Consider the following 12,311-nt stretch of genomic DNA (forward strand, 5'->3'; position numbering starts at 1 on the left):
TAATGGCAATTAAAGCTGATGAAATAAGTGCTCTTTTAAAAAGCCAGATTGCAAACTATGAAGCAGACATGAAGGTGACTGACGTTGGTACTGTTATCGAAGTCGGTGACGGTATCGCACTTGCTCATGGTTTAGAAGATGCAATGGCTGGAGAATTACTTGAGTTCCCATCAGGTGTTTTAGGGCTTGCTCAAAATTTAGAAGAGAACAATGTAGGTATCGTAATCTTAGGTCCGTTTGATGACATTAAAGAAGGCGATGAAGTAAAACGTACTGGTCGTATTATGGAAGTACCAGTCGGTGAAGAATTAATCGGTCGTGTCGTTAACCCATTAGGTCAACCAATCGACGGTAAAGGTCCAATCAACGCAACAAAAACGCGTCCAATTGAATCACCAGCTACTGGTGTTATGGATCGTAAATCAGTTGATGAGCCATTACAAACTGGTATCAAAGCGATTGACTCGCTTGTACCAATCGGACGTGGTCAGCGTGAATTAATCATCGGTGACCGTCAAACAGGTAAAACAACAGTTGCAATCGATACAATCTTAAACCAAAAAGATCAAGATATGATCTGTGTTTACGTTGCGATCGGTCAGAAAGAATCGACAGTGCGTTCGACAGTAGAAACATTACGTCAACGTGGTGCATTAGATTACACAATCGTCGTTTCTGCATCTGCATCAATGCCTGCACCATTACTATACATCGCGCCTTACGCGGGTGTATCAATGGCAGAAGAATTCATGTTCAATGGTAAACACGTACTCGTTGTATACGATGACTTAACGAAACAAGCAGCAGCTTACCGTGAGTTATCATTACTATTACGTCGTCCTCCAGGACGTGAAGCTTACCCAGGTGACGTATTCTACTTACACAGCCGTCTATTAGAGCGTGCTGCAAAATTAAATGATGATTTAGGTGGCGGTTCAATTACTGCATTGCCATTTATTGAAACACAAGCTGGGGATATCTCAGCATTCGTACCAACGAACGTAATCTCGATTACAGATGGACAGATTTTCTTACAATCTGACTTATTCTTCTCGGGTGTACGTCCAGCGATCAACGCAGGTTTATCTGTATCGCGTGTTGGTGGTTCAGCACAAATAAAAGCGATGAAGAAAGTAGCGGGTACGCTTCGTTTAGACCTAGCGGCATTCCGTGAACTTGAGTCATTCGCTCAGTTCGGTTCTGACTTAGATGAAGCGACTGCAGCAAAGCTTGCACGTGGTCAACGTACAGTTGAAGTGCTTAAGCAGCCAGAATTCAGTCCAGTGCCTGTTGAAAAGCAAGTTGCGATTCTTTACGCACTCGTTAACGGACACTTAGATGATGTTCCAGTTCAAGATATTACACGTTTTGAAAGTGAGTTCTACGCATGGTTAGATGCAAATCAACCAGAACTCCTAAATGGAATCAGAGATACGAAAGCATTGCCGGACAACGATGCATATGAAGCAGCGATGGCAGGATTCAAAAAAGTATTTAACCCATCAGAAGAAGGTTAATACAAATTAATTAGGTGGTGAAATTATGGCGTCATTACGCGAGATAAAAGGTCGTATTACTGCTACTAAAAAAACTAGCCAGATCACCAGCGCAATGCACATGGTTTCGAACTCAAAGTTACGCCGAGCTGAAGAGAATAGTAAAAAATTCCAACCATATGTTAACAAATTACAAGAGACGGTTTTCGCGGTTGCTTCAGGTGACAGAGAAGCGTCTCACCCGATGCTACAAAAGCGTGAAGTGAAACGTACGGGTTACATTGTAATTACAGCCGACAGTGGTTTAGCTGGTCCATATAATTCAAACGTGTTAAAGAAAATCACATCTCAGATAGAAGAGAAACATAACAATGATCCAAGTAAATACTCATTGTTCGTGATTGGAAACATGGGTCTAGAATTATTGAAAATTCGTGGCTATGAAGTGACAAATTCACGTGTAGGTCTTGCAGACCAACCACATTTTAGTAGTATTAAATCGATTTCCGAAGAAGCTGTAGATGCTTTCGCCAATGAATCGGTGGATGAGTTGTATATCATTTACAACAAATTTAACAGTGTGCTTGATCAAGAAGTAACACAGCGTAAAGTGTTGCCTTTATCACATAGTGACTTATCATCTGATACACAAAGTTCGATGCAATCGCTGTATGAATTCGAACCAGATAAAGAAACAATTTTAGCGACGATTCTTCCGCAATATGCTGAAAGTATTATCTACGGTGCTATTTTAGATAGTAAAGCAAGTGAGCATGCAATGCGTATGACAGCGATGAAAGCTGCAACGGACAATGCTAAGGAACTTGTAGGAGATTTAACTTTGCAATATAACAGAGCGCGTCAAGCGGCAATTACTCAAGAAATTACAGAGATTGTTGGCGGTGCAGCTGCACAAGAAAAATAGTGAATTTAAACGAGGAGGAAAAGTGAATGGCTTTAGGTCAAGTGGTCCAAATCATGGGACCAGTCGTAGACGTTAAGTTTAAAGACGGACAATTGCCAAACTTGAACAACGCTTTATTCGTTGACATCAAGTCTGGAGATACAGTGACTCAGTTAGCACTTGAAGTGGCGTTACACTTAGGTGACGATACAGTTCGTACGATCGCTATGAGTTCTACTGACGGGCTCCAACGTGGTTCTGAAGTGACAGATAGTGGCGGCCCAATTGCTGTGCCGGTTGGACAAGAAACTTTAGGTCGTGTATTTAACGTACTCGGCGAACACATCGATTTAGGTGAACCTGTTCATGAATCAGTAAGACGTGACCCAATTCACCGTCTTGCACCAAAATTCGATGAATTATCAACAAATGTAGAAATTTTAGAAACTGGTATTAAAGTTGTAGACTTATTAGCACCATATACAAAAGGTGGTAAAATCGGTCTCTTCGGTGGTGCCGGTGTAGGTAAAACAGTATTAATCCAGGAGTTAATCAACAACATCGCACAAGAGCACGGTGGTATCTCAGTGTTCGCGGGTGTTGGTGAGAGAACGCGTGAAGGTAACGACTTATTCCATGAGATGAGTGACTCAGGCGTTATTACTAAAACTGCGATGGTATTCGGTCAGATGAACGAGCCACCAGGTGCACGTATGCGTGTTGCATTATCTGGATTAACAATGGCGGAATACTTCCGTGATGAAGAAGGACAAGACGTATTACTTTTCATTGACAACATCTTCAGATTTACACAAGCAGGTTCTGAGGTATCGGCATTATTAGGTCGTATGCCATCAGCAGTTGGTTACCAACCAACACTTGCAACTGAGATGGGTCAGTTACAAGAGCGTATCACGTCAACTAACGTTGGATCTGTAACGTCAATCCAAGCGGTATTCGTACCTGCCGATGACTATACTGACCCAGCGCCAGCTCAAACGTTCGCACACTTAGATGCAACGACAAACTTAGAGCGTAAATTATCAGAGATGGGTATCTACCCTGCAGTTGACCCACTAGCTTCTACATCTCGTGCACTTTCACCTGCTATCGTTGGTGAAGAGCATTACAATGTTGCTCGTGGCGTTCAATCAACGATTCAGAAATACCGTGAATTACAAGATATCATTGCAATCTTAGGTATGGATGAATTATCAGAAGATGATAAGAAGACGGTTGCACGTGCAAGACGTATTCAGTTCTTCCTATCTCAAAACTTCCACGTCGCAGAGCAGTTTACTGGTCAAAAAGGTTCATATGTACCAGTAGAAGAAACAGTACGTGACTTCGGTGAAATTCTTGAAGGTAAATATGACCATATTCCAGAAGATGCTTTCCGTCTCGTCGGTGGTATTGAGGACGTGCTTGAGAAAGCACGTAAAATGGGAGTAGAAGTATAAAATACGGGAGGTTAGGAAATGAATACAATTGCATTAGACATTGTAACGCCTAATGGTACCGTATTTCACGATGATGAATGTGAAATTGTTGTGGTAAATTCTGTTCAAGGTGAACTTGGAATTATGGCAGGACATGTCCCTGTCGTTGCAGCGTTAAAAATCGGCGTATTACGTGCGAAAATTAATGGTGTAACAGAAATGTTCGCTGTGACGGATGGATTCTGTGAAATCCGACCGAACAAAGTAACGGCCTTCGTTCAAGCAGCAGAGTTTGCTAAAGATATCGATACTGAGCGTGCAATGGAAGCACGTGATCGTGCTGAAGCTTTACTTCAAAAGCTTCAAGATGAACGTGTGGATGATTTTGAAGCACGTACTGCATTACTACGTGCGACTAACCGACTCAACGTCGCAAAAGGCAAATAATTGATACAATCGACCCTTTGAATCAAGGGTCGATTTTTTATTTAAGGAGTGATTAATTAAAAATGTTAGGATTTAGTGAACTCGCACTCATGCAGTTAGTTTTACACATCGCTTGTGTTATACTTGCGTTCTGGTTACTTCAATCAATTAGAATTGAAGGTATTTTCAGAAAAGGTGAGATTGGAAAGTACAGATTGTTATTGATCTTGTTTGCTATCGTACTCGGTAGTTTAACTAGCAATTACATCATGGATTTTTTCAGACTCGTACAAGAAGCATCGTTAATGTTTAATTAACGAAATTACAACTATACATGTTATTATTGTATAGTGTATGATATAAAGAGATGTGAAAAACTCAGGAGTGATTGTTAATGGATACGATTATCGTTAAAGGCGGGCAGAAGTTGTCCGGTACGGTAAAAATTGAAGGGTCTAAAAATGCTGTTCTACCAATTATAACGGCATCATTGTTGGCCTCAAAAAACAAATCAAACATTAAAAATGTACCAAGGTTTTCTGACGTTGGTATTTTATCAGAATTATTATCATTTATTGGCGCAGATGTAAATTTAAAAGAAAATGAACTCGTTGTAGATGCAACACCAAAACTCAACTGTAATGCACCATTCCATCTCGTGAGCCAAATGCGCGCGAGCATGCTTGTCATGGGGCCATTACTTGCGAGATACGGCTACTGTAACGTTGCAATGCCAGGTGGATGTGCAATTGGTTCTAGACCGATTGATTTCCATATTAAAGGTTTTGAAAAAATGGGCGTTCAATTTACGACGAAAGATGGAAGCTATGAAGGTCGCATTGACGGCCGTCTTAAAGCTGCAAACATTTACCTAGACTTCCCAAGTGTCGGTGCGACTCAAAACTTGATGATGGGAGCTTCGCTCGCAGAAGGCACGACGATTATTGATAACGTTGCAAAAGAACCTGAAATTGTTGATCTTGCAAATTATATCAACGCGATGGGCGGTAAGGTACGTGGTGCAGGTACAAGCCGCTTAAAAATCGAAGGTGTAGAATCATTAACGGGCTGTGAGTACACAGTAATTCCTGATCGTATCGAAGCAGGAACGTTTATGATTGCAGGTGCAATTACGCGTAGTGAAATCCGCTTAGAAAACGTGATGAGTGAACATTTAACTGCACTGATTTCTAAACTAGAAGAAGTGGGTATCGACATTATTCAAGATGGTAATGACGTTATCGTTAAACCGATGCGCAGCTATAAACCAATCAAAGTAAAAACGATGCCACATCCAGGTTTCCCGACTGACCTTCAGAGCCAAATGATGGCGTTACTAACGACGGTTGAAGGTACGAGTACAATCACCGAAACAATTTTTGAAAACCGCTTTATGCACGTGAATGAGTTTAACCGTATGAGTACGGACATTGAAGTTGATGATAACCGCGCAGTTATTAAAGGCGGTACAGAAATGAAGGGTGCACGTGTAAGAGCGACAGATTTACGTGCTGCTGCTTCACTTATTCTTGCAGGTTTAGTGAGTGATGGATATACTGAAGTGACGGAATTAAAGCACTTAGATCGAGGCTATGTTGATTTCCATCTGAAATTACGCAATCTAGGCGCGAATATCGAACGCACAGGTGATGTGTCAGACACGACAGTCCTGTCATAGTGAGAGGTTAGAAATATGGCAATTACAAAAGAGAAGAAACTCGTACATCGTAGATTTCCATTAATCGTTAGAATCTTATTGTATATTTATGTCGCAATTATTCTGTTTTTCTTAGGTTTAATGATTGGCTTTGGAATTTTAGAAAATCCACTAGAAGTATTTAGATTAGAAACATGGGAACATATTATTAACTTAACGAGGGAATGATATCATGCTGAACTATGATCAGATTAAAGCGATTATTCCACACCGTCCACCGATGCTGTTAATAGATAAGATTACAGAGATTGAACCAGGTAAAAAAAGTGTTGGAATTAAGCAAGTGTCGGGAAATGAACCATTTTTCCCAGGACATTTTCCTGAATATGCAGTAATGCCTGGTGTTTTAATCGTGGAAGCACTCGCTCAAGTCGGTGCAGTAGCATTATTACAAGAAGAGAACTTTAAAGGTAAACTGGCATTTTTTGCAGGTATCGACAAATGTAAATTTAAACGTCAAGTCGTTCCAGGTGATACACTTGAACTTCAAGTAGAGATTACGCGACTAAGAGGCGTCATTGGTAAAGGTGAAGCAGTTGCCACAGTAGATGGTGAAATCGCATGTAAATGTGAGATCACGTTTGCTATTGGCGACGCACCAAAAGAAGAATCCTAAAGATATTTATCTTTAGGATTCTTTTCTTGTACCGAGGTTTTGTCTAAAACGATCAACGAGATCTTCGCCTGAGTATCCCTTATCTAACAGTTCTTCTAGTAAATCGACAGGATAGTTTGGGTCTCTCGTTTCCAGACGGCCTTTAAAAATAACAGAGATAAATTCCTCGACATCATTGATGTCGACAAGTTTACCGACAAAATGTGCAGGGTTATTCGTTGGGCGAGTAATCTTTACGAGAATGTCTATGTCTTGATTTAAATACTTCTCCAGTCGATCTTTCCATGAATTTTTAAGTGACACTTCAATTAACCATGGATCTTCTCCGATTTCACTATTGATAATAATACCTTCTGAAAAATTTAACTCATAATACTCTGTATTTTCTTTTAAATGAATGCTAACAACGTTAAAAGACTTCATACGGTTTCATTCACCACCTACATATTTTTGACTCATTTAACACGTTCAAATTACTTTGTTCTATTCCAATTTACCAAAGATACAACATTATTTAAATGAATAGGTTAATTTCTTCGTGTATATAATATTTTTCATATAACAGTATAGATTATTAATATTGGTACGTTTCTTAAATTTATCGAACAATATAGATAACAACATAAAAGGGGATTTTAAAATGAGCCATGTGACAGAAGGAAGATTGTTTGATTCACAATTGATGGGTGAAATTAGAGATAAATTTGCTTACATAGATGTAGACCCATTAACCAATAAAAAGCGTATCTTTTTTGATAATGCAGGTGGATCATTTCGCTTAAAGCGAGCAAACGAACGCTTTGCTGAAGTCGATTTGTTTCCTGACCACCCGATGAGAGGTCACGAGACTGCGGTTTACTTAGCGAACATCGAGAAACAAGGCATCGATGATGTGAGAACAATCTTTAATGCAAAGAACGGTTATATCGTTCCGTATTATACAGCCTCACAGGCGATGTTCAATTTAACAGGTGTTGTCTTAGAACATATTGAAGGGACGAATGTCGTAACGACTGAACTGGAGCATCCTTCACTATTTGATTCAGCTAAATTTTATGCGGATAAACTCGGCAAAGAACTGAGAGTTGCACCAACGAACAAAGTGACGGGTGGCGTGGATGTCGAGGAGATTACTAAGTTAATCGACCAAGATACCATTTCACTCAACTTTATCTACGCATCAAATATATCCGGTGCAATTTTAGATGTTGAAAAGATTATTAAAGCAGCAAGAGAGATTAAGCCAGATCTTTATATCATTGTCGATGCCGTTCAACATGCACCACACGGACTCATCGATTTAGAAAAGACGGATGTCGATGTGATCAACATCGCACCATATAAATTTTTTGGTGTTCGAGGTGTTGGGTTCGCCTATGTATCCGACCGTGCAGCACAGCTACCACACCAACGATTACTTGGAAAGGTTGGCGGAGAGTTAGGATTAGGTAGTGTGACACCTGGCCACTTTGCAGCCATTAGCGAAGTTGTTGATTATGTCTGCTGGTTAGGGGAGAAGTTTACAGATGCAAAAGAGCGTCGTGCACTGTATGAAGCAGGAATGACTGCAATCGCATCGCATGAACGTGCCTTGCTTGAAGTGTTGCTTGAGGGAAATGATAACGTCAAAGGACTGAGAGAAATAATCGGCGTAACTGTACACCTAGACTATGAAGACTTATCGACACGTGACTTTATCGTTGGCATTACTTTAGATGGCATCGGTTATGAAGAAGCAGTTCGTCTGTACGGGGAAGAAGATGTTGTTGTTTATGAACGCGTTGCGTCGAGTATATATTCTAAACGAATGCTAGAATCGTTCGATCTAACAGGGACAATTCGAATTTCACCGATGCACTGCCAAACGGTGGAAGAGATTGAGACATTTTTAAACGTGACTGAGAAAATTATTAGCAAATAAAAATAGCGACCAATTGGGCGCTACACTGTTTTCGGTGTGTGTTGCAATAGGTAATCGATAAAGTCTTGTCTGATCTCCGAAGGTGATACTTCTTTTTTATAATAGAGTTTAATATTTTGTTTACTATTGTCGTCATTTAACTTATAAAAGTATACATCGTCAGTTGGCTCTAAATAGTTCGTTAAGCCTGCGCGCACGAACGTTGCACCGATGCCTTTACATGCGATTCGGAATGATGTCAGCATTTGATCTAAGTACATGGATACCTTTGGTGTATACTCAGCGTTTTTAAACATTCTCATACTTCTGTTGTACATGTCATTGCCTTCTTTTAACAAAAGAAATCGTTCATCTTTAAACGTATATAAGTCAACTTTTAAATAATCATCGTTGTGATAGTCACCACTTCGCACGGTGTCATAAGTCAGTTGACTGTCGATAAGTGTTGCGTTTACTTTAGAAGCTTTCGGTACGACGAGTAATATATCGTCTTCAGCCCAAATCACGGACTCATAGTGATAGTGTTCACCTCTCGTTTCAACATCGATAATTAAGTCAATGACGCCGGATTTTAAATATTTCATTAAATCATCAGCATTCGCTTCTAGCACGTTCACTGTATACTGAGGATGTTTATCCTGGAAATCTTGAATCAAGTCAGGCAGTACATAAGTACAAAAGAATGAAGCAGCACCGATATTAATCGTACTTTTGTTCAGTTCGCTTAATGCTTTAAATTTAAGCTTCATGTCTTCCTCAATCTGCATGACTCTTTCAACGGACTCAATATAATATTTCCCCGCCTCAGTTAGGCTGATTGGATTCGTACGCCGATCAAACAGCGGTGTACCGACTTCAATTTCTACTTTTTTAATAGCCGCACTCAGCGCAGGTTGTGAAATGTACAGTGCTTCAGCAGCTTTTGAAAAACTTTTATTTACATAGACGGCGTACACATAATCCATGCTTTTTAACATCACTCAGACTCCCTTCGTATCACCGTATAATAAGAAACATATATTATTATAAAATAAACCTATTGGGCACGTGCTCAACAATGTATTAACATTATTAACTATAGAGTAGAATAAATTCATATGCAAAATATAAAAAGGAAGCGTGATTAAATGTCATCTATTGAAGATAAGTTTGCTAAGTTGAATGCAGAATTTGCGCCAGGTCAAGAAGTCAGACAAAGTATAGATGAAGTATCTATTGAAATCGATAAAATCCCAGGCACGTCAGTTGATTTTTCACATGGAGATATCGATGCACATGCGCCGATACCAGGATCCATTGAAGTATTTAACGAAGGCTTTGAAGTCGGTGGGGCGCAAGCATACACGGAATATAGAGGTAGTCTAGAAATCCGTGAATATCTTGCAGAGAAACTCACAAATTTTACAGGATGGCAAATTAAAGCAGATGATCAATTACTTATCACGCCAGGGACACAAGGTGCACTATTCCTAGCGATGGGTGCGCTTGTTTCTCGTGGAGACAAAGTGGCGATAGTAGAACCGGATTACTTTGCGAATAGAAAACTCGTGCACTTCTTTGACGGTGAACTCGTACCAGTGAAGTTGGATTATTATAATACGGATACACGTGCTGGACTCAACTTAGAAGAATTAGAAGCTGCGTTTAAAAATGGTGTGAAAACATTTCTGTTCTCTAATCCAAATAACCCCACAGGTGTCATCTACTCTCGAGATGAAGTGAAAAAGATTGCTGAACTTGCAGCACAGTATAATGTGTCCGTCATCGTTGATGAACTCTATTCACGTCAATTGTTTGATGAGAGAGACTACACACATCTCATTGCACAAGATGAAATCAATTCGGACAATGTCATTACTATTATCGGACCATCGAAGACTGAATCTCTCTCTGGTTACCGATTGGGTGTTGCTTTTGGCTCACCTAAAATAATCGAGCGTATGGAGCAACTGCAAGCAATTGTTTCACTGCGTGCGAGCGGTTATAACCAAAGGGTTTTAAAGTTATGGTTTGATGAGCCAGAAGGATGGATAGAAAATAGAATTAAAGACCACCAAGCAATCCGTGATGACCTCGTTTCGTTAATCAATACACAAGACGGTTTCAAGGTACGACCGACAGAAGCGGGCAGCTACCTATTCCCGGAGTTTCCTAAACTTAAAGTGTCACTCAGTGAGTTTGTAAAAATACTTCGGGTAAAAGCAGGTGTCACAGTGACGCCGGGATCTGAGTTTGGTCCTGGTTTTGAAAACAGCTTTAGAGTGAACTTCTCTCAAGACCATCAAGCATCTGTAGACGCGATGAAACGCATCATTCAAGTTGTGGAGGAATTAAGACAATGAGTGAAGTGAACAAGCCAATTCCACAAGGCAATTACACACCTGCATCACGTTTTGAAAATATTATATCGACTGCGGGCATGACACCGAGAAAGAATGGCGAACTCGTTCATGTCGGAAGAATTTCATCGACAGAATCATTAGAGACTTATGAAAAGGCGATACTTCAGTCCATCGATAATGCTTACAGTGCTGCCATTCAGTTGGTCGAGAACGATGAACGTGTACATCAAGTCATCTCGATGACGGTTTATGTCAATGCAGATGAAGACTTCACATCTCACTCAAAAGTCGCTGATGTGGCGTCGGACTACTTATTTGAACATTTGGGCGAGGCTGGTATCGGCTCAAGAGCAGCAATCGGTGTTAAATCCTTACCAGGCAATGCACCTGTTGAAATCCAGTTGGTCGTGGGCGTTACGATATAAATATAGGAATGTTCTCATAATTTTTTGAGGACATTCCTATTAATTTTGTAATGTTGTTTTAAAAGATGTTAGATAAAGAGCGGAATCATTGGTTTCTTTAAAAATATGATATGTTTTTCGGATGAAATTTCCACAAAAAAACTTCATGACATACGAATTTTATAAAATTGTATCGATCTTTTACAATTTTTAAATTATTGTATGTGTTTATCCTCAAAAAGCGAAAATTATCTCTCAATTTACGTATTATTGTATTTTGCCAAAATTTTTAATTGCTTATATGCTCGCTTTGGAGAGGAGGTGAGAGATTGAATAAAGTACTAATAGTTGGAGAACTAGTGAAACAATTCACACTTGGCACAAACAATCAGTTTACTGAACAAGGATTTATTGTTGCAACGATTCGTGAACCAAAAGACCCTAAAAAGCCAAAGGAACTCCATTTCATTTATTGTAAAGCGTTCGGAAAAGTGCTGCCAGAAGTACTCACACAAATAAATGAAGGCGATATTTTATGCGTCAGTGGACAACTTGCGACGGTGACGAAACATACGAGTAATGGAAGAGAATACAGAGTGGAGCTCTGGGCTGAATCCATCCGTGCCATGCCAGAGAAAGTACACAAACAAAACCTAATTAACCCTGACCGTCAATTGAATGAAGCCATTCGTTCATATGGCTTATGGGATGAAAAAGGTGAAAAATCAATTTACATTTTGCCAGAAGTCGTACAACAGACAGACGATCATATCCGTTCCCTCCAGAATGTGATGAAAACGTTAAACGTAGAAAGTAAATCGACTGAAACGGAACAAAAGAAAGAAAAAGAGCCTGTAAAGTCGTAACCCGCCACCTGACACATCATAAACACCTCTATAATTTCATACACTCACATTAGACACTTACATTGATTGCACCTCAATGTAGGTGTCTTTCTTTTCTGACAACGGTAACAGACTTGTAACATAAGGTGAAAAATAACACATAGCTGTAACCTAACACGATAATTTATTTGGTAAAATAAC

At 39.8% G+C, this 12,311-nt stretch carries 14 protein-coding genes; 12 read left to right on the plus strand and 2 right to left on the minus strand.

All coding sequences use genetic code 11. The annotated features are described in order from the left end of the window. Positions 1 to 2: 2 nt before the first annotated feature. The 8 genes from atpA (at position 3) to fabZ (ending at position 6,598) form a co-directional block, all read left to right on the plus strand. Entirely contained in the window at positions 3 to 1,517 is a 1,515-nt protein-coding gene (atpA, locus tag BMW30_RS07655; protein WP_091475455.1) for a F0F1 ATP synthase subunit alpha, read from the plus strand. A gap of 25 nt (positions 1,518 to 1,542) precedes the next feature. Then, positions 1,543 to 2,421 (plus strand): ATP synthase F1 subunit gamma, encoded by an 879-nt coding sequence (atpG, locus tag BMW30_RS07660; protein ID WP_091475457.1) that lies wholly within the window; start codon positions 1,543 to 1,545, stop codon positions 2,419 to 2,421. A gap of 26 nt (positions 2,422 to 2,447) precedes the next feature. Continuing rightward, a complete protein-coding gene (atpD, locus tag BMW30_RS07665) occupies positions 2,448 to 3,860 on the plus strand; it encodes a F0F1 ATP synthase subunit beta (protein WP_091475458.1) in 1,413 nt (470 codons plus the stop codon). An 18-nt stretch (positions 3,861 to 3,878) separates the two neighbouring features. Continuing rightward, positions 3,879 to 4,286, plus strand: a complete 408-nt coding sequence (locus BMW30_RS07670) for a F0F1 ATP synthase subunit epsilon (protein WP_091475460.1) — start codon at positions 3,879 to 3,881, stop codon at positions 4,284 to 4,286. 62 nt (positions 4,287 to 4,348) lie between these two features. Then, a complete protein-coding gene (locus BMW30_RS07675; RefSeq protein WP_091475462.1) occupies positions 4,349 to 4,582 on the plus strand; it encodes a DUF1146 family protein in 234 nt (77 codons plus the stop codon). A gap of 77 nt (positions 4,583 to 4,659) precedes the next feature. Continuing rightward, positions 4,660 to 5,943 carry a UDP-N-acetylglucosamine 1-carboxyvinyltransferase gene (gene murA / locus BMW30_RS07680; RefSeq protein ID WP_091475463.1) on the plus strand — a complete coding sequence of 428 codons (1,284 nt, stop codon included), beginning with the start codon at positions 4,660 to 4,662 and terminating at the stop codon, positions 5,941 to 5,943. 15 nt (positions 5,944 to 5,958) lie between these two features. Then, positions 5,959 to 6,150 (plus strand): DNA-directed RNA polymerase subunit beta, encoded by a 192-nt coding sequence (locus BMW30_RS07685; RefSeq protein ID WP_091475465.1) that lies wholly within the window; start codon positions 5,959 to 5,961, stop codon positions 6,148 to 6,150. A 4-nt stretch (positions 6,151 to 6,154) separates the two neighbouring features. After that, positions 6,155 to 6,598: a 3-hydroxyacyl-ACP dehydratase FabZ gene (gene fabZ / locus BMW30_RS07690; protein ID WP_091475467.1), complete on the plus strand. Its 444-nt coding sequence runs from the start codon at positions 6,155 to 6,157 to the stop codon at positions 6,596 to 6,598. Positions 6,599 to 6,610: 12 nt separating this feature from the next. On the opposite strand, the gene BMW30_RS07695 is transcribed toward fabZ, so the two are convergent. After that, a complete protein-coding gene (locus BMW30_RS07695; protein ID WP_091475469.1) occupies positions 6,611 to 7,021 on the minus strand; it encodes a YwpF family protein in 411 nt (136 codons plus the stop codon). A 217-nt stretch (positions 7,022 to 7,238) separates the two neighbouring features. On the opposite strand from BMW30_RS07695, the gene BMW30_RS07700 reads away from it, so the two are divergent. Further along, entirely contained in the window at positions 7,239 to 8,519 is a 1,281-nt protein-coding gene (locus BMW30_RS07700) for an aminotransferase class V-fold PLP-dependent enzyme (protein ID WP_091475471.1), read from the plus strand. 20 nt (positions 8,520 to 8,539) lie between these two features. Here the strand turns inward: BMW30_RS07700 and BMW30_RS07705 are convergent, their stop codons facing one another. Continuing rightward, positions 8,540 to 9,496, minus strand: coding sequence for a LysR family transcriptional regulator (locus tag BMW30_RS07705; RefSeq protein ID WP_091475473.1), 957 nt, complete (start codon positions 9,494 to 9,496; stop codon positions 8,540 to 8,542). Positions 9,497 to 9,646: 150 nt separating this feature from the next. Between BMW30_RS07705 and BMW30_RS07710 the strand changes: the two genes are divergently transcribed. The 3 genes from BMW30_RS07710 (at position 9,647) to BMW30_RS07720 (ending at position 12,131) form a co-directional block, all read left to right on the plus strand. After that, on the plus strand, positions 9,647 to 10,861 hold the full coding sequence (locus BMW30_RS07710) for a pyridoxal phosphate-dependent aminotransferase (protein WP_091475475.1): 1,215 nt from the start codon (positions 9,647 to 9,649) through the stop codon (positions 10,859 to 10,861). Beyond that, complete coding sequence (locus tag BMW30_RS07715) at positions 10,858 to 11,286, plus strand: RidA family protein (protein ID WP_091475476.1); 429 nt, start codon at positions 10,858 to 10,860, stop codon at positions 11,284 to 11,286. Before BMW30_RS07710 ends, BMW30_RS07715 begins: the two co-directional genes overlap by 4 nt. 308 nt (positions 11,287 to 11,594) lie before the next feature. Next, positions 11,595 to 12,131: a single-stranded DNA-binding protein gene (locus BMW30_RS07720; RefSeq protein ID WP_180366262.1), complete on the plus strand. Its 537-nt coding sequence runs from the start codon at positions 11,595 to 11,597 to the stop codon at positions 12,129 to 12,131. Positions 12,132 to 12,311 lie beyond the last annotated feature (180 nt).

It is taken from the genome of Aliicoccus persicus (assembly GCF_900110815.1).
In the GTDB taxonomy this organism is placed as follows: Bacteria; Bacillota; Bacilli; order Staphylococcales; family Salinicoccaceae; genus Aliicoccus; species Aliicoccus persicus.